Source organism: Paenibacillus humicola, from assembly GCF_028826105.1.
GTDB lineage: Bacteria > Bacillota > Bacilli > Paenibacillales > Paenibacillaceae > Paenibacillus_Z > Paenibacillus_Z humicola.
In genome coordinates this window covers 4,310,799-4,335,101 of record NZ_JAQGPL010000001.1, presented here as the reverse complement: position 1 = coordinate 4,335,101, position 24,303 = coordinate 4,310,799, and the positions used below count along the sequence as shown (strand labels likewise).

At 58.9% G+C, this 24,303-nt stretch carries 26 protein-coding genes; 14 read left to right on the top strand and 12 right to left on the bottom strand.

All coding sequences use genetic code 11. The annotated features are described in order from the left end of the window. The first annotated feature begins 11 nt into the window (after nucleotides 1–11). Nucleotides 12–671 carry an SGNH/GDSL hydrolase family protein gene (locus tag PD282_RS19915; protein WP_274652521.1) on the top strand — a complete coding sequence of 220 codons (660 nt, stop codon included), beginning with the start codon at nucleotides 12–14 and terminating at the stop codon, nucleotides 669–671. A 113-nt stretch (nucleotides 672–784) separates the two neighbouring features. Here the strand turns inward: PD282_RS19915 and PD282_RS19910 are convergent, their stop codons facing one another. Both PD282_RS19910 and PD282_RS19905 read right to left on the bottom strand, forming a co-directional pair. Continuing rightward, nucleotides 785–1,777: an acrylyl-CoA reductase family protein gene (locus PD282_RS19910; protein WP_274652519.1), complete on the bottom strand. Its 993-nt coding sequence runs from the start codon at nucleotides 1,775–1,777 to the stop codon at nucleotides 785–787. Between the two features lies 1 nt (nucleotide 1,778). After that, on the bottom strand, nucleotides 1,779–2,813 hold the full coding sequence (locus PD282_RS19905; protein WP_274652517.1) for a zinc-binding alcohol dehydrogenase family protein: 1,035 nt from the start codon (nucleotides 2,811–2,813) through the stop codon (nucleotides 1,779–1,781). Nucleotides 2,814–3,147: 334 nt separating this feature from the next. On the opposite strand from PD282_RS19905, the gene PD282_RS19900 reads away from it, so the two are divergent. Beyond that, complete coding sequence (locus PD282_RS19900; RefSeq protein WP_274652515.1) at nucleotides 3,148–3,558, top strand: O-methyltransferase; 411 nt, start codon at nucleotides 3,148–3,150, stop codon at nucleotides 3,556–3,558. A gap of 72 nt (nucleotides 3,559–3,630) precedes the next feature. Here the strand turns inward: PD282_RS19900 and PD282_RS19895 are convergent, their stop codons facing one another. From PD282_RS19895 to PD282_RS19885, 3 genes are all read right to left on the bottom strand, one after another. After that, nucleotides 3,631–3,861, bottom strand: coding sequence for an alpha/beta-type small acid-soluble spore protein (locus PD282_RS19895; RefSeq protein ID WP_274652513.1), 231 nt, complete (start codon nucleotides 3,859–3,861; stop codon nucleotides 3,631–3,633). A 117-nt stretch (nucleotides 3,862–3,978) separates the two neighbouring features. Further along, nucleotides 3,979–4,308, bottom strand: coding sequence for a DUF1980 domain-containing protein (locus PD282_RS19890; RefSeq protein WP_274652511.1), 330 nt, complete (start codon nucleotides 4,306–4,308; stop codon nucleotides 3,979–3,981). A gap of 117 nt (nucleotides 4,309–4,425) precedes the next feature. Then, entirely contained in the window at nucleotides 4,426–5,562 is a 1,137-nt protein-coding gene (locus tag PD282_RS19885; RefSeq protein WP_274655343.1) for a permease, read from the bottom strand. A gap of 232 nt (nucleotides 5,563–5,794) precedes the next feature. On the opposite strand from PD282_RS19885, the gene PD282_RS19880 reads away from it, so the two are divergent. The 3 genes from PD282_RS19880 (at nucleotide 5,795) to trpS (ending at nucleotide 11,640) form a co-directional block, all read left to right on the top strand. Further along, nucleotides 5,795–7,828, top strand: coding sequence for a hypothetical protein (locus PD282_RS19880; protein WP_274652509.1), 2,034 nt, complete (start codon nucleotides 5,795–5,797; stop codon nucleotides 7,826–7,828). Next, complete coding sequence (locus PD282_RS19875; RefSeq protein ID WP_274652507.1) at nucleotides 7,812–9,791, top strand: beta-propeller fold lactonase family protein; 1,980 nt, start codon at nucleotides 7,812–7,814, stop codon at nucleotides 9,789–9,791. The genes PD282_RS19880 and PD282_RS19875 overlap by 17 nt, the downstream gene beginning before the upstream one ends. An 859-nt stretch (nucleotides 9,792–10,650) precedes the next feature. Further along, nucleotides 10,651–11,640, top strand: coding sequence for a tryptophan--tRNA ligase (trpS, locus tag PD282_RS19870; RefSeq protein ID WP_274652506.1), 990 nt, complete (start codon nucleotides 10,651–10,653; stop codon nucleotides 11,638–11,640). Nucleotides 11,641–11,810: 170 nt separating this feature from the next. On the opposite strand, the gene PD282_RS19865 is transcribed toward trpS, so the two are convergent. Continuing rightward, nucleotides 11,811–11,981 carry a hypothetical protein gene (locus PD282_RS19865; RefSeq protein ID WP_274652504.1) on the bottom strand — a complete coding sequence of 57 codons (171 nt, stop codon included), beginning with the start codon at nucleotides 11,979–11,981 and terminating at the stop codon, nucleotides 11,811–11,813. A 138-nt stretch (nucleotides 11,982–12,119) separates the two neighbouring features. Between PD282_RS19865 and PD282_RS19860 the strand changes: the two genes are divergently transcribed. Beyond that, nucleotides 12,120–12,344 carry an alpha/beta-type small acid-soluble spore protein gene (locus PD282_RS19860; RefSeq protein ID WP_274652502.1) on the top strand — a complete coding sequence of 75 codons (225 nt, stop codon included), beginning with the start codon at nucleotides 12,120–12,122 and terminating at the stop codon, nucleotides 12,342–12,344. A gap of 118 nt (nucleotides 12,345–12,462) precedes the next feature. Here the strand turns inward: PD282_RS19860 and PD282_RS19855 are convergent, their stop codons facing one another. Then, nucleotides 12,463–13,449, bottom strand: a complete 987-nt coding sequence (locus PD282_RS19855) for a metal-dependent hydrolase (RefSeq protein WP_274652501.1) — start codon at nucleotides 13,447–13,449, stop codon at nucleotides 12,463–12,465. A gap of 95 nt (nucleotides 13,450–13,544) precedes the next feature. Here PD282_RS19855 and PD282_RS19850 point away from each other — a divergent pair, with 95 nt between their 5' ends. Then, nucleotides 13,545–13,832 carry a hypothetical protein gene (locus tag PD282_RS19850; protein WP_274652500.1) on the top strand — a complete coding sequence of 96 codons (288 nt, stop codon included), beginning with the start codon at nucleotides 13,545–13,547 and terminating at the stop codon, nucleotides 13,830–13,832. A gap of 15 nt (nucleotides 13,833–13,847) precedes the next feature. Here PD282_RS19850 and gerQ read toward each other — a convergent pair whose 3' ends face one another. Both gerQ and PD282_RS19840 read right to left on the bottom strand, forming a co-directional pair. Next, complete coding sequence (gene gerQ, locus PD282_RS19845; protein ID WP_338045206.1) at nucleotides 13,848–14,426, bottom strand: spore coat protein GerQ; 579 nt, start codon at nucleotides 14,424–14,426, stop codon at nucleotides 13,848–13,850. A gap of 27 nt (nucleotides 14,427–14,453) precedes the next feature. After that, complete coding sequence (locus PD282_RS19840; RefSeq protein ID WP_274652499.1) at nucleotides 14,454–14,879, bottom strand: cell wall hydrolase; 426 nt, start codon at nucleotides 14,877–14,879, stop codon at nucleotides 14,454–14,456. A 222-nt stretch (nucleotides 14,880–15,101) separates the two neighbouring features. Here PD282_RS19840 and cyoE point away from each other — a divergent pair, with 222 nt between their 5' ends. After that, on the top strand, nucleotides 15,102–15,998 hold the full coding sequence (gene cyoE / locus PD282_RS19835) for a heme o synthase (RefSeq protein WP_420832312.1): 897 nt from the start codon (nucleotides 15,102–15,104) through the stop codon (nucleotides 15,996–15,998). 70 nt (nucleotides 15,999–16,068) lie between these two features. Further along, nucleotides 16,069–16,677 carry an SCO family protein gene (locus PD282_RS19830; RefSeq protein WP_274652498.1) on the top strand — a complete coding sequence of 203 codons (609 nt, stop codon included), beginning with the start codon at nucleotides 16,069–16,071 and terminating at the stop codon, nucleotides 16,675–16,677. A 52-nt stretch (nucleotides 16,678–16,729) separates the two neighbouring features. Here the strand turns inward: PD282_RS19830 and PD282_RS19825 are convergent, their stop codons facing one another. The 3 genes from PD282_RS19825 to PD282_RS19815 form a co-directional block, all read right to left on the bottom strand. Then, complete coding sequence (locus PD282_RS19825; RefSeq protein ID WP_274652497.1) at nucleotides 16,730–17,098, bottom strand: DNA primase; 369 nt, start codon at nucleotides 17,096–17,098, stop codon at nucleotides 16,730–16,732. Between the two features lie 105 nt (nucleotides 17,099–17,203). Further along, a complete protein-coding gene (locus PD282_RS19820) occupies nucleotides 17,204–17,305 on the bottom strand; it encodes a sporulation protein YjcZ (RefSeq protein WP_274652496.1) in 102 nt (33 codons plus the stop codon). A gap of 112 nt (nucleotides 17,306–17,417) precedes the next feature. After that, nucleotides 17,418–18,635 carry an MFS transporter gene (locus PD282_RS19815; RefSeq protein WP_274652494.1) on the bottom strand — a complete coding sequence of 406 codons (1,218 nt, stop codon included), beginning with the start codon at nucleotides 18,633–18,635 and terminating at the stop codon, nucleotides 17,418–17,420. Between the two features lie 228 nt (nucleotides 18,636–18,863). On the opposite strand from PD282_RS19815, the gene PD282_RS19810 reads away from it, so the two are divergent. From PD282_RS19810 to PD282_RS19790, 5 genes are all read left to right on the top strand, one after another. Further along, on the top strand, nucleotides 18,864–19,337 hold the full coding sequence (locus PD282_RS19810) for a hypothetical protein (protein WP_274652492.1): 474 nt from the start codon (nucleotides 18,864–18,866) through the stop codon (nucleotides 19,335–19,337). Nucleotides 19,338–19,365: 28 nt separating this feature from the next. Then, nucleotides 19,366–20,520, top strand: a complete 1,155-nt coding sequence (locus PD282_RS19805) for a transglutaminase domain-containing protein (RefSeq protein WP_274652490.1) — start codon at nucleotides 19,366–19,368, stop codon at nucleotides 20,518–20,520. Nucleotides 20,521–20,542: 22 nt separating this feature from the next. Beyond that, nucleotides 20,543–22,561, top strand: a complete 2,019-nt coding sequence (locus PD282_RS19800) for a peptidoglycan D,D-transpeptidase FtsI family protein (RefSeq protein ID WP_274652488.1) — start codon at nucleotides 20,543–20,545, stop codon at nucleotides 22,559–22,561. Nucleotides 22,562–23,060: 499 nt separating this feature from the next. Continuing rightward, a complete protein-coding gene (locus tag PD282_RS19795) occupies nucleotides 23,061–23,813 on the top strand; it encodes a Cof-type HAD-IIB family hydrolase (protein WP_274652486.1) in 753 nt (250 codons plus the stop codon). 7 nt (nucleotides 23,814–23,820) lie between these two features. Then, nucleotides 23,821–24,297: a DUF456 domain-containing protein gene (locus PD282_RS19790; RefSeq protein ID WP_274652484.1), complete on the top strand. Its 477-nt coding sequence runs from the start codon at nucleotides 23,821–23,823 to the stop codon at nucleotides 24,295–24,297. Nucleotides 24,298–24,303 lie beyond the last annotated feature (6 nt).

Sequence of the window (24,303 nt, the reverse complement as noted above, 5' to 3'; positions counted from 1 at the left end):
GAGGGAAACGCATGTTACTGGGGAAACACGATAAGCTGGTTATGATCGGCGATTCGATCACCGATTGCGACCGGGCGCGTCCGGTCGGGGAAGGGCTGTTCAACGCGCTTGGCAGAGGCTACGCCGGCAATGTGGAGGCGCTGCTGACGGCCGTTTATCCCGAGCTCGGCGTCCGGGTCGTCAATATGGGGATCAGCGGCAATACGGTGCGCGACCTTGCCGCGCGCTGGCAGACCGACGTGCTGGAGCAAAAGCCGGACTGGCTGTCGATCATGATCGGCACGAACGATGTCTGGCGGCAGTTCGATTTGCCCGTCATGACCGAAGCCCACGTCTACCTCGAGGAATACGAGAGGACGCTGGAGGAGCTGGTCGCCAGGACGAAGCCGCTGCTGAAGGGGCTCATTCTGATGACCCCGTTCTATATCGAACCGAACCGGGACGACCGCATGCGCGCCGCGATGGACCGTTACGGTGAAGTCGTCAGGCACCTTGCCGGCAAATACGGAGCCGTGTTTGTCGATACGCAGGCGGCGTTCGACCGGGCGCTCGAACAGTTGTATGCGGCTACGCTGGCATGGGACCGCGTGCATCCGAATCAGGCCGGCCACATGATTTTGACCCGCGCTTTCCTGAAAAGCGTCGGCTTCGACTACAATAAAGGGCTCTAGCAGCCTGGCAGTCCGTGTACACCATGAACCAAGGCAGCCGCCGTCCGGTAAAGGACAGATCGGCTGCCTTGTTTTGATTGTTATGCGGCGATGCCGCGGTTTATCGTGCGCCCTTACAGCCTGACGATCGTCCGGCCGCGATGGCTGCCGCTCAGCATCGCCTTAAGCACGCCGCCGAGTTCGTCCAGCGCGATTTCCCGGCCGATGCCGTCAAGCAGCCGCCGCGGCTTCAGGTCGGCAGCCATTCGCTGCCACAGCTGGCGGCGCGTATCCATGTCGCAGTAGACCGAATCGATGCCGAGCAGGCTGACGCCGCGCAGGATGAACGGGTAAACCGTTGCCGGAAGCGTGCTGCCGCCGGTCAGTCCGCTGGCCGCCACCGAGCCGCCGTACCGCGTCGTGCCGAGCACGTACGCCAGCGTCGGCCCGCCGACGGAGTCGACCGCCCCGGCCCACAGCTGCTTCCCGAGCGGCCTTGCATCCGCCGGCTCCAACTCGCTGCGGTCAATGACCGCGTGCGCGCCGAGCAAGCGCAAATATTCGCGCTCGACGGCTTTGCCGGTGCTCGCCGTCACCTCGTAGCCGAGCCCGGACAGCATCGAGACGGCCAGGCTGCCGACGCCTCCCGTCGCGCCGGTGACAAGCACGGGACCCTGACCCGGACGCAGGCCGTTCTGCTCCAGCCGGCGGATGGACAGCGCCGCCGTCAGTCCCGCCGTCCCGAGCGCCATTGCTTCCTTGGCCGACAGCCCCTTCGGCAGCGGCACGATCCAGTCGGCGGGGACGCGGGCGATTTCGCTGTAGCCGCCGTAATGGGCGGTCCCAAGCTCGTAGCCGGTGACGATCACCTCGTCGCCTTCCCGGTACCGGCCGTCCGCCGAGGACAGCACCGTGCCGGCCAGATCGATGCCGGGGACCATCGGATACGATTTTACGACGCGTCCGTTCGGGGAGCAGGCCAGTGCATCTTTATAGTTGACGCTCGAATAGCTGACGCGAATCGCGACTTCGCCTTCCGGCAGATCGTCCATCGTCATGTCCCGGATGCCGGTGTCCAGTCCGTTCTCCGTTTGCCGGATCAGAAGTGCGCGAAAGCCGGCGGTCATGTTACGACCACCCTTCCAATACGATTTTACCGATCGTCCGGCCGCTTTCGAGCTTCTCGTGCGCAAGCCGGAGATGAGCGGCGTTGATCGGCGACAGCCGTTCCGCGACCGTCGTGCTCAGCCTCCCGCCGTCGATGTCGTCCGCAATGCGGCAAAGCAGATCGTGCTGCTCGATCATATCCGGCGTTTCGTACATCGCCCGTGTAAACATAAACTCCCAGTGAAAGGAGGCGCTTTTGCTTTTCAGCAGATTGAGGTCGAGCGGGCCCTTGGCATCGACAATCGAGCAAACGGCGCCCTGTGGGGCGATCACTTCGGCGATCCCGGTCCAATGCTGCTCCGTGGCGTTCAGGCACAGCACATAGTCGACCGCCGGTATGCCAAGCGCCTTCAGCTGCGGCGCGAACGGTTCGTAGTGGCTGATGATATGCGCCGCACCGTGCTTCTTCGCCCACTCGCCGGATTCGGGGCGGGACGCGGTGCCGATGACGGTAAGTCCGGCACTTGCGGCGAGCTGAACGGCAATCGAGCCGACGCCGCCGGCCGCGCCGATAAGCAGGATCGTCCGGCCGCGGTTGTCCGCCGCGCTGCCGCTGATGCGAAACCGGTCGAAAAGCGCTTCCCAGGCGGTAATGGCGGTCAGGGGCAGCGCGGCGGCGGCGGCAAAATCGAGCGTCTCCGGCTTGCGGCCTACAATCCGCTCGTCGACAAGATGATACTCGCTGTTGCCGCCGGGGCGCGTAATGCTGCCGGCATAATACACCTCGTCGCCGGGCTTGAACAGCGTGACGCCTTCACCGGCTTGTTCCACGATGCCGGCGACGTCCCAGCCGAGAATGCGCGGAGAGGGCTCGACCTGCTCCTTCGGCGCGCGCACCTTCGTATCGACCGGGTTAACCGATACGGCCATCACCTTAACAAGCAGGTCGCGGCCGGCCGGCACCGGCTTCTCCGCTTCGAAATCGAACAGGCTTTCCGGTTCGCCGATCGGCAAATAGCGGGTTAACCCCACGGCCTTCATCGTTGCTTTGGTCATTATCATTTCCTCCTCGGGCGTTTGTTTGAGTCGCGGCTTGTTTCATTCGCATGGTTAAAATTATAAAGCTATTTGCTGCCGCATGTAAGTACGCACATGGATGTAAGACAGTCACAGCAATGTTACCGGCATAGCAAAAAGGCAGGTTCCGTTACGGAGTCCTGCCTGCCGGCTGCGATTCCGGCCAAACGAGGGAAACATAGTGGAATGAGTCCTTTGGTTCAATTTTCGATGTAGACAATCTGTAAAATATATGTTTAAAGAACTAGGTTGATGTCATATAATGGGTCTAAAGTCATTGATATCATCCATATAAATAGACAGAAGGGTGTGGTTGAGTTTGGAGGCAATACCATTAGTTCGACAAATCGAATATGTGTTTAAACAGTTGGAAGAGGAGCTCCTTCATGCCGTCGCCGGCACCGTCATCATTCAAATCCGAAACAACGTCGTCGGGAAATACGGCATCCGCCACAATCCCATCGAAAGCCGCAACGGTCAAATCGGGCAATCCGACAAAGGCATGACAGCGGAGCAGGTGCAGGATTTCCGCAAAATGGCGATCGAATCCATGAAGCTGAAACGAAACTGGACGCACGGCGAAATTTCGTACGATTTTTCCGTTCGTTCCAGCACGGGCGCCTGGTCCGCGAGCATTCAATTCGAATCGAATTACAACTTCGCCAACGGCATGTTCCGTTATCAGCCGAAATTCGCCCAGAAGTCGCTGAGCGAATATCTCTGATCTCCGGCTGTCCGTACATAAAAAATGCTGCCCCGCCTCGTGCAGAGCAGCATTTTTTTGGTTGGATGCGAATTAGCGGTTGAAGCTGCCTGCGCCAGCGATTTGCTGCTCAGCGATTTGCACGAGCTTGCGGGTGATGTAACCACCGAGTGCGCCAGTGTCGCGGGTAGCCATGTAACCATAGTAACCGTCTTGCGGAATTTGAATGCCCAGCTCTTGTGCGACTTCGAATTTCATTTGGTCGAGCGCTGCGCTTGCTTGAGGTACGACCAGCTGATTGCTGCTGCGGGATTGTCCGGCCATAGATGTCACCTCCTTGATGTTGTAACCTTAGTATGGTTGGATTGGAACCTTTTATACAAATTGGATAAACAAAATAAAATGTAAAATTATCCAACTGCAACCCCTCGGTCCGGACGTTTAATCGGGCAAAAGAAAAGCAAGCGCGAGCGGCAGCAGGAACAAGGCGTAAATCAGGGTGTCTTTGAGCAAGGAGCCGGATGGTCCATGGTCGCATTCGCAGTCGTACGGGAGTCGTCCGGCAAGCACGCGCAGAGCGGCGGCGAGCTGATACGCGCTGGTCACGCATAAGCCCGCAGCGGACAGCTTGACGCATACGGCCATGCCGGCCTCGACGTACAGCGCCAGCGCTTCCGTTCGCGCCAAATGGACGATGAAGAGGGCAAAGCCGGCCATAATCGCCGCCCTCAGCAGGTGGTGGCGCAGCAAACGCTTTTGTTCGATCGGCATTAATTCACGGTTCCCCTTTCCGGGCCGGGAAGCGCTACTCGGCTTCCTGGTGCGTATTGCGATGGCGCAGGACAGCGACGAGTCACACGCGGCCGTAACGATTTTTCATTCGCGCAGCTATTGCGAAAGCAGCCCCAGCGATTCGAAGGCGATTGAGCCGGCCAATACGGCGACGAACAGAAATGCGATAATGGCGCCGACCCATTTCCCCTTGAATGTCGAGAGCAGCATAAGCGTGCTTTTGAAATCGACCATCGGTCCGAATACAAGGAAGGCAAGCAGCGCGCCCGGCCCGAAAATACCGCTGAAGGAAGACGCGACGAAGGCGTCCGAGGTGGAGCACAGCGACAGCGCGAAAGCAAGCACCATCATAAAAGCGCTTGACACGACCGGACGGCCGCTCAGCTCCGCCAGCACCTGCTGATTCAGCACCGTCTGCATGACCGCCGCAATCAGCGAGCCGACGATCAAATATTTCCCGATGTCGAAAAATTCGTCCGATGCGTGGGCAAGCGTCGCGCCGATCCGCGCGCGCCAGCCGTAGCCGCTGTAATCGTGGTCATGGCTGTGCGAATGGCCGTGTGTGTGCGGGTGAGAATGCGCGTGCTGATGCAAATGGCTGTGCGCGAGCGGACCGCCTTTCGAATGGACGTGCGTATGCTCGTGAAAACCGGCGCTGTCCTGCCCGGCCGATGCATGGCTGTGCGGAGCGGCGGCATCCGCCGATTTCAGCGGATTTCCCTTCGAATAGCGGTACAGCAGCAGCCCGAGCAGGGCGCAGACGACGAACGCGAGCCCCATGCGGGCGTAGGCGACGGACGGATCGGCCGGAAAAGCGGCATACGTCGACGTGAAGACGACGGGATTAATAATCGGTCCGGCGAAAATATAGACGATCCCGATATAAGCGGGCATTCCTTTGCGGATCAGCCTGCGGACGAGCGGGATCATGCCGCATTCGCAGATCGGCAGCAGCAGTCCGAGCAGGCAGCCGAACAATACGCCGACGAGCGGGCTTTTCGGGGTCAGCCGCGCAACGGTGCGGTCGGAGACGAACACCTGCAGCAGCGCCGAGAAGAACACCCCGAGCAGCACGAACGGAAAGGCCTCCAAAATGACGCCGATGAACAGCAGCTTGAACCTGTGCAGGGCAGGGCTGTTATAGAGGAGCTCCAGAATGCCGTTCCGGTTCAAAAGGAGCAGAATCAGGGCGAAGCTGACGGCGGCGGCGAGCGGCGTTCCGAACCGGTACATCGTTTTCAAGGCGCGATTCTCCTTTGACCGAAACTTCTTTATACATGCTTATGCGGCTCGCACCCGGCACAGGACAACCCCGATGACATTTTCGGACGATCCCCTAAAACGTTTCAACCACAGCTCGTAAAATAATCGTTGCCAAGCAAAGTGAAAACAGGTAAAATGCATCTTGTGATAATGATTCTCATTATTAGTACTTACAACGATCAGAAACGGGGAGAGTCGTACCATGTTGTGGGGGAAAGCCAAACGGGCCAAAGGAGCCGCGGCCGCTTCGGCGCTGCTTGCGTGCTCGGTTGCCGTGACCGGCTGCAGTGACGGCGTGCATGTCAAGGTAAAGGATTACAATTTCGATACGGCGGGCAATATGTTCGCTTATGCCGAGTTCGAGCTGTCTGGCGAGCCGCTCGCCGAGTCGCTCGGTCTCGATCTGGACGTACTGGATGCGGGCAAAATCGATTCGCCGACGGCGTTCGATTACGCGGCGGGCATCGAGTCCTACGAATATTCGGAGGAAGCGATGTACGAGGTGGTGGAGAAATCGGGGCTCGGCCTCCATCTGGCGAACGGTCCTGCAATTGCCGCCGAAGCGCGGAAGTCGGGCAAGCCGGCGAATGAGGTGCTGGCGTCGCGGTTCGTTAAAATGGCGGAAAGCGTCGGCCAGCCGGCCGACCAAATCCAGCAGAACATGTTTCCGACGTTCATCGAATACGCTTCGGGCGATCCGCAGTACCCGCAGAAGGTGGACACGTCCAAATATGCGGATGGAGACAACGGGAGCTACATTCCGAAATACCAGGTCGATTTCAGCTCGCTCCGATGGGATCGCGGCAAAATGAAGAAGCAGCTCATTCCGGCCGCATACGGCGGCACCATGCTGAAGCAGGCGCTTTGGGCGGGCGATTTTCTGGGCAATCTGCACAATGCCGAATCCGACGAAGAAGTGGACGCATCGACGGCGGCGGAAGGTCCGGAGGCCGATCAAGGACTCAAGCTCGGCGTAAGCTCGGTGGACGGCATGCAGGGCATGATTTTGACCGAGGAAGTATGGAACAAGCTGCTGTTTATGCGCGATCACCTGTTTTACTACCCGGCCTCCAAAACGCTCGGCGCACTGCCGGCTATCGGCACCGGCGCTTATTTGCCGCATGCGGTCGATGTGACGGAGAACGGAGACGGCGATTATCCGAATGCGCAAAGCATGACGGTTTCAGACGGCAAAAGCATGCTGCAGGACCAATGGCTGACGCTGTGGCCGGCATCGGAATTTTACGGCATGACCGACCAGCGCAAGGCGAACCCGAACCGCAATCCGGCGTTCGGGCGCGTATTCGACGGCGATCCTTTCCCGGCGGCTCCGGCGGTCAATACGGACGCCGATCCGTCCAACGACGTGAAATCGGACGATCCTTATACGGCCGCCCGCCAGGTGCTGCTGGCCGTGTTCGACAACGTCAAGACGCATCACTGGAACGACAAGCTCGGCGCTTTTGTCACCGAGTACGACGGGGCGAAGCAGGGGACGGCGGTCGATACGTTCCAGGCCGGCTATACGATCGAAGCGCTGCGGATGTTCGAGCGGGCGATCGACGGGCTTCCGGTCGGCTACGCCAACGGCGAAGCTGCGGAAGGGCTCGGCACGAAGGAAGGCAAGCAGGCGAAGGACATGATCGTGAAGCAGGCGGACTTTATCCTGAAATCGCTGATCGGCAAGGACGGGCTGGCGGTGGCCGGCTACGATGCGGCGAAGGGCGAAGCCTCGCAGGAGACGACGCTGCTCGCGCAGCTCGGGGCGATTCGCGGCCTGACCTCCGCTTTCCTCGCCACGGAGAACGAGGCTTACCGCGACGCGGCAAGGAAGCTGTACGCGGCGATGGATGACAAGCTGTGGGACGACAAATTGAAGGCATACAAAACAAACGGCGATTCGGCATCCTACGATCCGTTTACCGTCGGCGGCGTCTCCGCCGTGCTGCGGCTGGCGCTCGAGAACCTGAAAAATACCGGCTCCGAGCCGGATTCGCCGAAATCGCTGGACCAAAGCGCCATTCAAGACCGGTACGTGACGTTTTTCCGGCAGGTCGTGAACGGGCCGGCGCTTGACGAAGGCATGCAGGCGAGCGAATTCTGGGATACCGGAGACGTCTATAAAGAAGGCGACGATTCCGGCAATACGGACGGCGACACGGTGCCGCAGGTTCAGAAGGGACATGGTGAGAATGGCATTGCCCCGGTGCTTCTTCCGGTTGACATTACGAATTAACGGACCGCTTGGCTGGAGGCTGGCGGCGGGCGCGGGAGCGCTCGCCGTCTTGGCGTTCCTTGCCGCCGCCTGCATGCCTTCGGCGGAAAAGGAGCCTGCGGGTCCGCAGTCGGGCAGCAGCATTACCGTCAGCCCGGACGGGGATACGATTTTCGTGGCGAACGGGGATGCCAATACGGTGACCGTCGTCGATGCCGGCAGCCGCAAGGTCGTGAAAGAGATTCAGGTCGGCCGGGAACCGCGGCAGCTGACGGTCTCGCCGGACGGCGGAACGCTCTATGTCACGTGCAGATACGCGAACAGCGTCGAATGGATCGACGTCCGCTCGGGCAAGGTACTCGGCACGGCGAAAACCGGCATCGAGCCGATCGGCATCGTCCGCAGCCCGGACGGCAAAACGCTGTATGTCACCAATTACCGATCGGGTACCGTGTCCGTCGTGGACGCCGTCAAACGGACGATTTTGAAGCAGCTGCCCGCCGGCGACAAGCCGAGGGCGCTTGCGCTGTCCGCCGACGGCGGGACGCTGTACGTCTCGGATTATTTGAGCGCCGATACGCTCGTGTACGATACGCAATCGATGAAGCGGAAGAGCGACGTGAAGCTTGCGCCTTCTCCCGACCAGAAGGACCGCAAAAAAAGCCAGGGCATTCCGAACACGATCGAGCAGATCCGCATTGCCCCGGACGGCAAAACGGCCTGGGAGCCGCATCTGCTCACGAACGTCGATACGACGATCCAGTTTGAGGAAGTTATTTTTCCCGCGTTTTCGGTGCTCGATTTAACGACGGACAAAGAGGACGCGAAAGCGCGCAAGGAGCTGTTCAAAGCGATCGACGTCAAGGACAAGTTCGGCAAATCGACGATCGTATCGAATCCGTCGGACGTTCTTTTCTCCAAAGACGGCACAAAGGCGTACGCGCTCTTGAGCGGCAGCGAGGATCTGCTCGTGTTCGACTTATCGCGCGGCGGCAGGGCCAGCCAAATCATCCGTCATTTGCCCGGGGATTATCCGGTGGCGATGGCGATGTCGCCGGACGGCAAAAACTTGTACATCCATAATGAAAATTCGCACGACATGAGCGTGGTGACGCTCCCTTCGGGCGAAGAGGGCGGGCAGCCGCGCGTGGACGGCGCGCCGGTGAAGCTGATCGCACGGGACCGGCTGACGCCGGAGGAGCGGCTCGGCAAAACGATCTTTTACAGCGCCAATACGGACGATTACCCGATTACCGGCTCGTTCTGGATGAGCTGCGCTTCCTGCCATTCCGACGGCAGAACCGACGGGCTGACGCTGACGACGGGCAAAGGACCGCGGAACGTGCCGAGCAACGTGCTCGCGTTTGAGACCGGGCTGTTCATGTGGGACGGCAGCCGCGACGATTTCGACGATTATATTCATACGATCCAAGGCGAAATGGGCGGTATGATGGATGTCGATCCGGCCAGGCCGATTCCGGCGGATAAGCAGAAGATGTTCGACGCCCTGGAAGCATACCTGCGCATGCCGGACGCCTATCCGGTGCCGCAGAGCCCGTACCGGACGGCGGATGATCAACTGACGCCGGAAGCGGAGCGCGGCAAGGAGCTTTTCGAGGGGAAAGCGCAGTGCATTACGTGCCATGCGACGGACGTTCTTACCGACAGCGTCAAGGCGGTCGGACCGGACGACAAGCTGACGACGGCCAATACCGATTTCCTGCACGACGTCGGTACCGTCAGCAAAACAGATACCGATTACGCCGGCGACGCGCGCGACGGCTTCAAGAACACGCGCAAGCGGGGCGAATACGACACGCCGACGCTTCGCGGCGTATACGCGACGGCCCCGTATTTGCACGACGGCAGCGCGCCGACGCTGAAGGACGTGATCGAGCGCGCCGGCGACAAACACGGCCGTACCAGCGGCCTCAGCGACCAGGAAATCAACGACCTCGTCGCCTATCTCCAGCAGATCGAGTAGTTTTCCGCCCCGCGCAAGCGGGGCTTTTTTGACTCCATGGCCGCGCAGAGGCCAAAAAGACCAGGCAGCCCAAGAGCGCCGAGAGGGAAGTGTGTCCCGCAAGGGACGAAAACGAGTGCAACCGTAAACGCCAGCTTGCGAGCGCCTCTGGACCTCCGACGTTATTGAAAGGCCGCGCAGAGGCCAAAAAAAACCTGGCAGCACGAGCGCACCGAAAGGAAAAGTGTGTCCCATCCCGCAAGGGACGAAAACGAGTACAACCGCAAACGCCGTCTCGCGAGCGCCTCTGGATCTCCAACGTTCTTTAAAGGCCGCGCAGAGGCAAAAAGACCAGGCAGCACGAGCGCTTCAAGAGGAAAAGTGTGTCCCGCAAGGGACGAAAACGAGTGCAATCGCAAACGCCGACTCGCGAGCGCCTCTGGACCTCCAACGTTCTGCTGTTCCGGGTGTCCAGAGGGCCGGGGCCCTTGGGGTCCCCCTCAGGGGGATTTAGGGGGGACTCACACTCTCTTGATCATTCCCCCGCGGACGAGTATAATCATCCTAAATGCAATGATGGGAACAAGTAAGCGCAAGGCGTACGCTTTCAGAGAGCCGGTGGGTGGTGCAAACCGGTGCGGACGCCGGCGGCCGAATGGATCCCGGAGCCGGGATGAGGAACGCGGGCTTAAGCCTGCCGGTATGCATCCCCGTATCGCATCCGCGTTAAGGAGCCAAAGGCTTGTTTATGGCGCTTCGCAATCTCCCGTATTGCGCCGGACAGGCGAATCAGGGTGGCACCACGGTCCTTCGTCCCTAGCAGACGAAGGGCCTTTTTTGCGTCCGTTCGGACATCAGAGTATATGAAGGAGGAATCCCTATGCCGAAACGCGTTCTTTCGGGCATTCAGCCAAGCGGTCAGCTGACCCTCGGCAATTACATCGGAGCGATTCAAAATTTCGTCAAGCTGCAGGAAACGCACGAATGCTTCTTTATGGTGGTCGACCTGCATGCGGTGACCGTGCCTCAGGAGCCGGCGGCTCTGCGCGAGCAGACCGAGGCGGTCGCGGCGCTCTTTATCGCCGCCGGCATCGATCCGGCAAAAGCGAGCGTGTTTGCGCAGTCGCATGTTCCCGCGCATGCGGAGCTCGGTTGGCTGATGACGACGCTGACCTATATGGGCGAGCTGGAGCGAATGACGCAGTTCAAGGACAAAGCCGCGGGCAAAGAATCGGTCGGCGCCGGTCTGTTCGTCTACCCGGCCTTGATGGCGGCGGACATTCTCGTCTATAACGCGGACCTCGTGCCGGTCGGGGACGACCAGAAGCAGCACCTGGAGCTGACCCGCGACTTGGCGCAGCGCTTCAACACGCGCTTCGGCGACTATTTCACGATACCGGAGCCGTACATTCCGAAAATCGGCGCGCGCATCATGTCGCTCGACGACGCTGCGAAGAAAATGAGCAAAAGCAATCCGAATCCGGCCAGCTTCATCGCGCTGCTTGATCCGCCGGACATGATCCGCAAAAAGATCAGCCGGGCGACGACGGATTCCGGGCGGGAGGTTGCATTCGATCCGGCCGGGAAGCCGGAAATCAGCAACCTGATGAGCATTTACGCCCACTGCGCGGGCGTCACGCTGGAGGAGATCGCAGGCCGTTACGAAGGCCAGGGCTACGGCGCGTTCAAGAAGGATTTGGCGGAGCATGTGGTGGCGGCGCTGGAGCCGCTGCAGGCGCGGTATCGCGAGATTCGCAGCTCCGGGGAGATCGGCGATATTTTAAAGCGCGGCGCGGAGCGCGTATCCGCCATTGCCAATCAAACCTTGGCGGACGTGAAGGAGCGGATGGGCTTCCTCGCGCCGCGCTGACCGGGATGATGCGGTAAGCAGGAGAGCCGTTCGAGGAGCAGCCAAGGGCGGCTGAAAACGAAGCAGCCGCACTGACCGGGACGATGCGGCAAGCAGGAGAGCCGTTCGCGGAGCAGCCTAAGGCGAAAACCGGAGGCGCTGAACCGCCGCGGATAACGGAATTCGTTCCGTTATCCGCGGCGGTTCATTTTCGCTTTATAGACGAATCCGGAAGCGATGCTGACCAGCGTCAGCACGAAGAACAGCACGGCGAGCCAGCCGCTGTAGCTGATCGATACCGCGGTGGCGGACATCAGCAGGACGGAGACGACGGCAAACAAAAGCGACATCGATTTGGACACAGGAATTCTCCTTTTCTGCTTTAGCGAAAATGTTTAAAAAATCATTGCAACCGTAAGCATATTCTTTTCGCGGGCGAACCATAATAAGTTTGCAAGCTTGCAACACACAACGTGAAGAGGATGAAAGGAGAATTTCCAATGGCAGGACAATCTCGCAGCAGCAATCAGCTGGTCGTACCTCAAGCAAGCGCAGCTCTTAACCAAATGAAATACGAAGTGGCTCAAGAGCTTGGCATTCAAATTCCGCAAGACGGCTACTATGGCAACATGGCCACTCGCGACGCCGGTTCCCTCGGGGGCTACATCACCCGTAAACTGGTTCAAATCGCCGAGCAGCAGCTGTCCGGTTCGCAATTCCGTTAAGCCGAAGCTGCCGTATAGGCAAATGGTATTAAACTGGCTCAAGGGCAACCTTGAGCTTTTTCCTATTGCCGGACGCAGCAAAAACCCCTTCTATTGTGCAAGAAGGGGCGGCCTATAGTCAATACGTATTCATGCGCAGACGCTTCTGCAGCCGGTCGTCGCTCAGCCAGCCGACATAGGAGCCGAGCGTCAAATAATCCTTATCCATCAGCAGCACGCCGACGAACGGATACTGCTTGCGGTGCCGGTAACGCACATCCGACCAGCGCACCTCGTAGCCCCACGTATGCTCGCGCACTTCGGCACAAGCGAACGAGGTGAAATACAGGAAGGCGCGGATCGACGCGTCGCTGCGCGATTTCTCCACGGCCGGGTGGTCGGAGCATCGGACGCGGTCGACCCAGCGCAGCTTGCCCCGCCGGTAATCGCCGATCAGGAACGTTCCGTCCGGCTGCGATTTGACGACGTTCCAGTCGTAGAGCGAGACGGTCGGGATGAGGATGTAGCTCTCGCCTTTGCGGTAATCGGCGTCGAGAACCGGCAGCCGTCTTCGCAGCGATCGATGCGCAGCGGTCCGCCAAATATAATACACGATCAAGACGGCGTACAGGATCGGGAAAACCGTTCTCGGATCGGCAAGCCGCAGCGCCCACAGCAGAATCGCCAGCACATGGGCCCCGAAAATAAACGGATCGAAAATATGGATGATGTTCCAGGAGATCCATTTTTCCGTAAACGGTCTTGCCGCCTGCGTGCCGTACGTGTTGAACAAATCGGTGAACACATGGACGGAGACGGCCAGCAGCACCCAGCCGCCGAGATGAAGCCAAGGGATGCGAAAGCCGAAGAGGGCCTGGATGAGCAGCGTAATCAAAACCGTCCAAATCGCGATAGCGGGCACGGAATGGGAAGCCCCCCGGTGATTGCGGATATAGACGGCGTTGCTCTTGATGCGTAGAATGCCGTCGAAATCCGGCGCTTCCGATCCGATCACCGTACCGATCAGGATGGCGGCATAAACGGTTTGGTCGGAGGCCACGACCGGATCGATGGAAGCGAGACCGGCCAGACCGAGTCCCATGACCAAATGCGTTCCGCTGTCCATGAAGATGAATCACTCCCCTCTATAGTGGTATACTTTTATATATACGTTTCAGTATTTTCTGAATCGCGGGCGTTTATAACGGGAGGGCGAAAATCATGCCGATCTGTTTTGTCGAATACAGGATCGACCCGGATTTCGAAGCGGAGTACCGTCATTGGATCGGGGAAAAGCAGGCTGCGCCGGGCGGATTCGAGCTGTACGAGGGGACCGATCAGCCGTTTCTTTTTGTCGAAGTCTGGAAGGCGGAAAGCGTGGAGGCGGCGGAGCGCATAAAAAAAGAACGCCTCCGCGAGCGTTCCGAATGGTCGCGCATGGCGGCCTGGGTGCAGGGGGGAGCTCCCAAAATCCATGCGTGGACGTTTCGTCCGGTGGCGCCCGCCTGACGGCGGGAGCCGCTTTTATCGGCCTAACGACGGCGCCGCGGAGCCCGCTGCGCCTCCTGTGGACGTGATCGGCGTCGTGTTCGTAATCGTTGCGCCCTGGAACGGATACTGATAGTTGATCGGCCCATCAAAAGTGACGTAGTCCAGGTTCAGCGTCAGCAGCAGGAAGCGCATGCCGGTCGACGGATCGCTGATAATAATATGGTCGCGTCCGGCCGCTTCGACGATGCCGCGGAAAATTTTGGCGTTCCATTCGCGGTTGTTTTCGTAGGTCATATAAAAGGTAGCCATTTTGCCGCGGTTGAGGCGCAAAATGTTTTCGACGTACGATTCCTCCACAATCGGAACCGCCATGATATTGCCGCCGGCCGGCGTCACGAGCGATCCGCTCGGCACCGCCGGAACGGCCCCCGCGCCCGCCGTCATCGGCATTTGCATCATCGGGAACGCCGAAGCGCCCGCCGTCATCGGCATTTGCGCCGGAAAGGCCGATGCTCCGGCCTGCGGATAAGCCGGATTCATGCCTCCTCCGTAGCCGGCTCCGCCTGTTCTTGCCGGACTGACCGCCGTATTGAAGCCGTAACCGTTTGCCATGTTGCCTCATTCCTCGCTTTCTTGATCTCAGTACACTCTCGGACATTCCCCGCTTGCCGGGGCGAAGAAGCAGTGGGCTTTATAACGCCCGACGTTGCGCTGGTTGTACCACTGCGCCGGACAACCCCCGGATGCCGGACGGAAATACCACAGGGCGTTTGTTGCCGGGTTCTGCCGCTCTCCGTTCACGACGCGTCTGGCCAGCTGGATTTCGCTTTCGCGCGCTCTCTGGTAGAAGTACCCTTTTTGCGTCGCCTCGAAGCCCCCGGGGCTCTGATAAACCATCTGCGGGACGGTCCGGATGTTCCGGAAATCGAGACAGTTTCCGATGATCCGGTTGACGCCGACGTTGCCGACCATCAGCATGCCGAGGTTGCCCTCGCCTTCCGCTTCGGCGCGGAGTAGCCGGGCCAGCAGCTTCAGGTCCGACGAATTTGCTTTTACGACTGCCATATCGAAACGTTCGTCACTTCCTTTCGCACGGGCTGGGCTAAAGACCACAATGACATCATATTGAGCGGCCTCGGAAATGGTAACTTGCCCAGCCCAAAAAAACGTTCTTCAAACCGTCAACAAGCGGTGTCAAAATCATGAACAACGGGCGCGAAGATTGTCAACCGCCTGTTTTTTCGGTATCATTAAGAACGATTTTACTATACAAATGATGGGCCTTTCGTGCCCTCACGCGGATCGGAAGCGGGGAAGCTGGCTGTGTTAAAAGATTATGTGGCCCTAACAAAACCGAGCATTATCCGACTGAACGCGATCGCCGCGTTCGGAGGCTTTTGGGTCGCTTCCAAATGGCATATAAATTGGTGGCTGCTGCTGTTCATGCTGATCGGCTCTGCCCTGACGATGGCTTCGGCTTGCGTCATCAATAATTACTGGGACCGCGAGCTGGACAAAAAAATGGAGCGCACCCGCGGCCGCGCGCTGCCGATGAACCGTCTGCGCCCGGGTCCGGTGCTCGTTTACGGCATCATACTCGGCGTTGTCGGGCTTGCGGTGCTGTTCGTTCTGGTCAACCCGCTGACGGGCTGGCTCGGTCTGCTCGGGTATTTCGTTTACGTCGTCGTGTATACGATGTGGCTGAAGCGCACCTCGACCTGGAGCACGTCGATCGGCGGCGTATCCGGCGCCATGCCTCCGGTTATCGGGTACTGTGCCGTGACCGGGCACGTCGATGCAGGAGCCTGGATGCTGTTCGCGCTCTTGTTCCTGTGGCAGCCGGCGCATTTCTGGTCGCTTGCCATCCGCCGGGTCGAGGAATACCGCGCCGCGGGCTATCCGCTGCTGCCTGTCGTGAAGGGCATTCGCCGCACGAAGCTGCAGATGATTCCGTATACGCTGCTGCTCATTCCAACCGGCATTCTGATGTACCTGTACGGCTACGTCGGCTATTTCTTCCTCGGCATTTCGATACTCGGCGGAGTGCTGTGGCTTGTCCAAACGCTGGTTGGACTGCGGACGTCGGACGATACAAAATGGGCTAAAATCAATTTTATTATTTCGGTCAATTATTTGATGGTCGTATTCCTGGTTATGATCGCGGATACGACTTGGTCCGTTTAAGCGGGAAACGGGCGGAGACCGACGCTGAAGGCAGGTTCTGCCGTACATTCGAATAAGGGGGAGGAGAACGGTGACGTTCGCAAAAAAGCATGCGTTTAAAATCGCGGTGCTCGCATTATGCGGCGCAATGGCCATTTATCTGTATGTTTCGGCTCATAAAGGAACCACGGTCAATCTGAACCAGAATTACAAGGCGCCGGAGTTTGCCATGAAGGATTTGGACGGCAACGAAGTTTCGTTGGCAGATACGAACGGGAAGGTGCGCGTGCTTTATTTCTTTTACGCCAACTGCCCGGACGTCTGCCCGCCGACGACGTTCCTGATGTCGAAGGCGCAGGACGAGCTGAAGAAGAAGGGCGTCTTCGGAAAGGACGTCGAGTTTATGTCGATTGACTTCAATCCGGCCGAAACGAACGACGTTATCCGAAAATTTGCCGGCAACTTCGATGTTGATTCCAGCGGGTGGAAATTTTTGCGCAGCAACAGCGACGAAGATGTCAAGAAAGTGATGGATGGCTTCGGACTCGGGCTCGTTAAGGACCAGAACGGTTACTATACGCATGCCGACGCCATTACTTTTATCGACCGCAAAGGCAACGTGCGCAAAGCGATTGTCGGTGCGAACGACCCGGAGTCGAGCGCGGATAAAATTGTCGATATCGTCGACGCGCTGCTCTGACGGCCTGTCCTCGTCCTGTCAGTCTGTGCGGACGATATGGCGCAGCGGATTATCACTGATCATCTTTGCTCCAGGGAGCGGGGTTTGCGGGAGGGTACACGATGTAGGCCTCCAGCCCCGCTTTTTCCAATTGCTCGATCAAATATTCCTCCGGCGTTTTCTCGACGCCGGGATAGCCGCGCCTCGTATGGATATGCTCGGCATCCGGGAACGCGTCGCGGAGAATCCCCCGAATGCGCTTGCCCGACGAGTCGTTATCGGTAAAAATAAACGGCTGCAAATCCCCCACCTGTTTGCGCAGCTTCTCGAGCTGCTCGGTGCCGGGCGTCCCGTATGTACAGAAGATCGGCACGTCGCCGGTCAGCACGCGCCTCAGCCGGCTCCGGTCGTTTTTTCCTTCCACGATGATCGCAATGTCCATAAGCAACCTACCTCCCGGCGACTATTGTACCAGAGGCCCGGCCGAAACGGAAAGACGGCCCGCCCCGCGAAGGGCAGACCGCCAAGCCTTGCACCGGTTATTTGTTCAATAGAACATGCCGCATAATACGATAACGAGCAGGATGAACAGCACGAGAATCGTGCCGGTCGACGTCCACAATCCGCCTAAGCCACGTTCTTCAGACATTGCGTTACACCCCTCTTTCGTTACGCATCCGGGCGGGCGGACTTGCCGGCAGCCCGGCCCAGCCGCTGCCACACCCTATTTTATGTCGAGGAAGGATAACCGCCCTGTGCAATTACCCAATCCGGGAAAAATGGGCGCCGGCGCCTTTGGTTCGAATCGTGTGGAAAGGCAGGAGGGAAACGGCGATCATGAGCGCGATAAAGGCGATGTAATACGGCGAGACGTAGTCGCGAAGATGACCGGCCAGCAGCGGCCCGATGAATGCGCCGACCGAGAAGGCGATCGACAGGATCGAGAAGGTGCGGCCGTAGCGCGCGCCGCCGCTCAGCTCGATCAGCAGCGTGGACAGCGCCGGGAAAATGACGCCCTTGGCCATGCCGAGCAGGAGCAGCAGCAGGTAAAAGGGCGCCGGGACGCCGGCCGCGATCGCAAAATACAGGAGCGCCAGGACGAAAGCCCCCCACAGCGACCTCATATAGGCGGACAGCTTGTTCAGGAACAGCATGCTGAGCGTCAGCAGCGCGCCGAGGCTGACGACGGAGAACAGGAGGCCGGTCGTCATCATCGCCTCCTGCGTCTTCGCCATCAGCGGCAGCTCGAAGGAAAGAATGCCCTGCGCGCAGCTCATCGCAATCGGCAGCGTATAGACGAGCCAGGGCACCTTGACCGGCGTGCCGGCAGGCTCCCCCTCCGGCCCTCCGTGATGCGGGGCGGCGCCGTGAAAAGCGTGACCTCCGCCGTGCAGGGCGCCCGCCTGTCCGTCCGCTGCGGCCGATGCGTCTAAAGGCACGTCGCGGATAAAGAACAGCGCGCAGGCGGCGGTAGCGACAAGGACCCAGCCGAGGATGAGAAAGGAGGTCGTAAAGCCGATTTGCGCCACGAGGAAGGCTCCGGCCGCCGGCGATACGACGGAAGCGACCGTGTGGACGAGCCCGTTGCCGGCCATCAGCTTGCCCTGCTGAATCCGGTCCCTTGTGATGCGCGCGAGCAGCGACATACACGCCGGGGACAGAAAGGCGAGCACGAAGCCGCTGATGGAGCGCAGAATCAGCAGCTGCCAGGGATTGGTGACGCTTGCCTGGAACACAAGCACGACACCTGCTGCGGCCAGGCTGAACACGATGAACAGCCGGCTGCCGAACCGGTCGACGCCGTAGCCGGCAATGACGTTGCCGGGCAAATGCGTAATCGAATAGAGGCCCATCATCAGCCCGATGAACGACGGCGCGGCACCGAGCGAGACCGCGAACGGCGTCAGGATCGGATACTGGGCATGCAGGTCGAAAAAGGCGACGAACAGGAAAAAATAAAGCCAGATTGCAGTTTTCACAGACGGACCTCCCTTATGGACCGGGCCGGAGCGGGGCGGCATGGCCATCTTTAACGCGTTGTTACTACTTGTACGCATGGATTTGCCGGGTTATGTCTGCCAAACGCCCCGCTCGTTCGTCATAAGGATGGGAGGTGGTTGCAGCTCGGTTTACGCTCCGCCGGGCATGGGATATAATATTTTGTATTAGAATCATCGAAGGCGTATAATGGAGGAGACTTCAGGCGTATGAACGTTGGCGATTGGAATTTCAATTACGATTCGGACGTATGGATGACGTTTTTTAAGGATAATTGGATCCTTTTGCTTGTTGCCCTCATTGTGCTGTTTATTATTGTCCGCATCGTCAACACCGTGGTCAAATGGCTGATTGCCGCGGTTATTGTGATCGGCATCGTCGCATACAGCGGGTATACGCTGCAGGATTTGAAGGACATCGGAAGCAAAGTGACGGATATCGGAGGCAAGGTGGCGGACAGCGTCAAGCAGGAAGCGATTTCGGCGATGGCCGGAGAAGCGAAAGACGCCGCCTATACGGATAACGGAGACGGAACCTATACGATCAAGACACGCAATTTGGAGCTGTCCGGTAAAACGGGAGACACGAAAGTGAAGGTTTCCTACCGGGGAACTTCGCTCGGCAATTGGGAAATCGACGATACGATCCGGACGCTGATCGATCAGGCGAAACGGAACGGATAGATGATCCATGGTTAAAGGAGACAGTGCCATGACATGGGTACATGCCCTGCTGAAGCCGGAACCGGTTGCCCTCTTGGTGCTGCTCGTCCTGCTTGTTTCGCTTATTCAAGGGATGACGAGAGGCGCATCGGGTTCCGCGAAGCGCCTTTTCTATTTTGTATGGCAGGCGATTGCAGCCGTCGTCTCGCTCGTGCTGGCCGGCAAGACGGCCGCCTGGCTGTCGCCGCTCGTCCATGATTGGCTGACGGAACGCCATATTGCCGTTCCGAATGAGCAGCTTCCCGCCTGGAAGGAAGCCTGGTACACGATCGTGACCAGCCTCCGGGACTTCGAGCTGTTTCGCTTCGGCGTGCTGTTTCTCGCCTCATATTTCTTGCTGCGCATCCTGCTCGGCTGGATGCTCCCGTTCGTCATGGCGCTCTTCGATCTGATTGCCGGCGGCGAGCGGAGCACCGGACGCGGCACGTTCCTGTCGCATACGGCCAGCAGAACGACCGGTGCGCTGCTTGGCGTACTGCTCGGCGCGGGAAGGGCGTTTATCGTGATCGCGCTGCTTTTTGTCTATGTATCGCTGCTGCCGGGCGGCCCTTTTGCCGACTCGATCAAAGCGTCGGCCTTCTACAGCAAGACGGCGAGCGAGCTCATCGAGCCGGTAGCCGGCGATGTGCTGAAGCGGGGACCGGTGCTTGCGGAGGCGGTGCAGGCGGAATTCCAGCGTGTGCTGTCGCGTAAATATGAAGTGATCGACTCGGCCATCCCGAACGATATCGCGCAGGCGGCCGTCGCCGTGACGAAGAATGCCCATACCGACAAGGAAAAGGCCCGCGCCCTGTACGACTGGATCGGCTCCCGCATCGCGTACGACTGGGACAAGGCCGACAATTACGAGAAGCACGGCGAATGGAAAGAACAGACGCCCGAGGATACGTTTCGGACGCGCAAAGGCGTCTGCATCGATATCGCCCGGCTGTATGCCGTGATGGCGCGTGCCAGCGGGCTTCAGGTCCAGGTCGTGACCGGGCTTGGCGAGATCAGCGACGGAACCTACGGACCTCACGCGTGGAACGAAGTGCGCCTGGCCGACCAGGGAGGCGTGTGGATTCCGCTTGACGCCACCTGGGCGCCGTCGGGCGACTGGTTCGACCCGAGCGGCTTTGACAGCACCCATGTCAGGCAGGCATGACGATTAGAAGGAGGCAGCTTTCGTGGAGGACGATCCACAGAAACGGGAAATCGCGAACCGGCGCCATTTTTCGTTCCGGCTTAATTTATTTTTCTTTGCGACGTTTTTTTTGTTCAGCGTGCTGATCGTGCGTCTGGCCATTCTTCAGTTCGTGGAAGGGCCGACGCTGAAAGTGGATGAAAAAGACCGTTCCTCGCATTCGGTTCCGACACCGCCGATCCGCGGCAACATTTACGATTCGAGCGGGCAGCCGATCGCCTATTCGACGGCGACCCAGTCGCTGTATTATACGATCCAGCCTGGCTCCGACCGGGAGGATTCCGAAGCGGTCGCCCGTCAGCTGATGGACGTCTTTACGAAGCTCGGCGATAAATCGATCACGCTTCAGGATATCATTGATAACATGGATCTCGACTACAAGAAGTACAGCGCGGGGACGCCGCGGCGTATCAAAACCGGATTGTCCGACCGGGAAGTCGCTTATTTCCTGGAAAACCGCGATAAATTCAAAGGGATCGACATTATCGAGGAGAGCGTTCGCCACTACACGCGCGATCCGGAGCCGATTGCGGTGCAGCTGGTCGGCTATTTGAAAAAATACGGCGGCGGGGCAGACAGCACGATGTATAAAGACAAGCCGAAGCCGACCGATCCGCAGCTGCAATATTTGCCGACGGAGGACGTCGGCTTCGACGGCCTGGAATATATGTATCAGGACTTCCTGCGCGGCAAAAACGGGCTGAAGACGTATCCGATCAATTCCCTCGGTCAGGTTGTCGGCGCTCCGGCCGTGACGCCGCCGCAGCGGGGCGACGACATTTATTTGACGATCAACCGTTACGTCCAGCTGAAGACGCAGGAAGCCATTACGGATCAGCTGCATCATTTGCAGACGACGGGCGGCAGCGATCAGGCGAAGAATGCCAAAACCGGCTATGCCGTCGCGATTGAAGTGAAGACGGGCAAAGTGATCGCCATGGCGAGCATGCCGGATTACGATCCGAACATTTGGGAAGGCGGACGGATCACTACTGACGAATACAACAAAATCCAATACTCGCTGCCGAACGGCACAATTAGCCCGGTCAACCCTTACAGCACGCCGAAAGAACAAAATAAGCATCCGTCCTCCATCGTCTTCCTCGGGTCGACGCAAAAGCCGCTCTCCGTGCTGATCGGCCTGAACGAGAAGCTGTTTACGACGTCGTCGACATGGACGGATACCGGGGCATTTTATTACGGCAAGGACCACCGACGGATCGGCAACGCCTACGGTCATGCCTACGGCACGCTCGATCCGTCCATGGCGATCGCAAAGTCGTCCAATCCCTGGATGGCCAAGATGGTCGGCGATGCGCTTTACCGGAAGGATGGCGACAAGGGCGTCGATATTTGGGACCATTACGTCAAGCAGTTCGGGCTCGGAGTCAGCACGGGAAGCGGCCTGCCGCATGAGAATAACGGCATTATCGGATATTTCCATGAACGGCAGGCGGCCAGTGCGCAATCGGCGCTTATTTTCTCCGCGTTCGGCCAAATGGGGCGCTATACGACGCTTCAGCTGGCTCAGTACGTGGCAACGCTGGCAAGCGAAGGCAAACGAATGAAACCGCAGTTCGTGAGCGAAGTCAAGGATGCGAACGGTAACGTCGTGCAGTCCTTCAAGCCGGTTGTGTTGAATACCGTCAACTTTCCGCAATCATATTGGAACGAAGTGTTTACGGGCATGTCGAAGGTCAGCGTGCCGGCCTTCAACGACGCGCCGTACAAGGTGCTGCGCAAAACGGGAACCTCCGAGCAGCAGGTGAGCGGCGGGAAAATCGTCGATAACGCCGTCTTTATCGCGGCTGCCCCCGCCGAGAATCCGGTGATCGCCGTCGCCGTCGTCGTGCCGGAGGGCGGATTCGGCGCCAGCGGCGCCGGACCGATCGCCCGTAAAATCATCGACGCTTACGACGAAGCGGTCGGCCTGCACGGCGTCCCGAAAAACAATGAGCAGCAATTGACTGCCGGAACGGATACTTCAACGGCGAACAACTAAATAGGTGAGCTCGGATATACGAGTGCCGAAAAGGCGAACGCATCGATTTTCGAATCGATCGCGTTCGCTTTTTTTCGGCCTCCTTTCCACACTGTACGCAGCAATCGGCGTCATTCAAGACGGAAATGCGCTGATCGATCTCGAGCACCCAAAGGTTTATTTTTCGCGCCCATCAATCGCTTCGATCGAACGGAAGAAATCTGCTTCACCGCTAAAAGAGGGGGCTCAGCCGTTTCTTTGTCCAAATTTGCACTCAGGAAACTTTTTTGCATACAAATAAATTATCGACTTTCGGCATGACTAATCGGCATTTCCTCGCGAAAGGAGGCACGTTTGATGCGATATAAAACACCGTCTCCGCTTCGCCGGTTTTTCTGGGCGATCCTTTTCCTGACGGGCGCACTGCTCGTAAATCTTGTCTGTGTCGTGTAATCGAAGTTTGGAATCGTCCGATTTTGTGCTAAAATCGGTGTGAGGTTGTTATTGCTGGGAGGCGCAAATGGGAGACATCAAACTGGTGGCGCTCGATATGGACGGGACGCTGCTGAACGACAGGCAGGAGGTCAGCGAAACGAACGCGCTGTGGATCCGCCGCGCGCTCGATGCGGGCATCACCGTTTCGTTCGCGACCGGAAGGGGATTCCAAAGCGCCGCGCCGTATGCGGAGCAGCTCGGGCTCGACACGCCGATGGTGACGGTGAACGGGAGCGAAATTTGGCGCCGGCCGCATGAGCTGCACAAGCGGACGCTGATGCCGGCGGAGACCATCGAACGGCTGCACGGCATCGCGAAGAAATACCCGGCGTGCTGGTATTGGGCTTATACGGCGGAAGGCGTCTACAACAAGGAGAAATGGCTGGAGCCCGGATCCGGCTACGAAGGCTTCAGCTGGCTCAAATTCGGGTATTACCTGGAGGACCGAGCCGTATTGGACCGGATTTACGAGGAGGCTGCGGCTTTCGGCAGCCTGGAAATCACCAACTCGTCCCCCTGGAACTGGGAGATGAACCCGGCGGGCGTTTCCAAGGCGGCAGGCTTGCGCGAGCTGTGCGCCATGCTTGGCATCGACATGTCCCAGGTCGCCGCCATGGGCGACAGCCTGAACGACATCGCGATGATCCGCGAAGCAGGGCTCGGGGTCGCGGTCGGCAATGCGCAGGAGGCTGTCAAGGAGATCGCCGATGCGATTACGACCGGACATAACGAAGATGCCGTGGCGCATCTGATCCGCGACTACGTGCTGAAGGAGTGAGCAGCCGGTGGAAATCGCCGGATGGATAATCGTCGCCGTATTGTTCGCGGTCGGCATGGCCGGAGCCGTAATTCCGATTTTACCGGGGGCGCTTGCCATATACGCCGCCTTTTTCGTTTACGGCTTCTTTATTTCCTTCAAGCCGTTCGGCTTCTGGTTCTGGACGATTGAGACGCTGATCGTCGCGCTGCTGTTTGTCGCCGACCATGCGGTAAGCGCTTGGGGCGTGAAGCGGTACGGCGGCTCGCGCGCCTCGATTATCGGCAGCACGATCGGCATTATCGCCGGGCCGTTCGTCATCCCGGCCTTCGGCCTGATCCTCGGGCCGCTGCTCGGAGCCGTGATCGGCGAGCTGTTCGCCGGTTCGGACGTAAATACGTCGCTGAAGGCGGGGCTCGGCGCGGTCGTCGGCCTGTTTACGAGCACGGTCGTCAAGTTTATTTTGCAGCTGGTCATGATTATCGTATTTTTCATTTGGATATAAAACGGG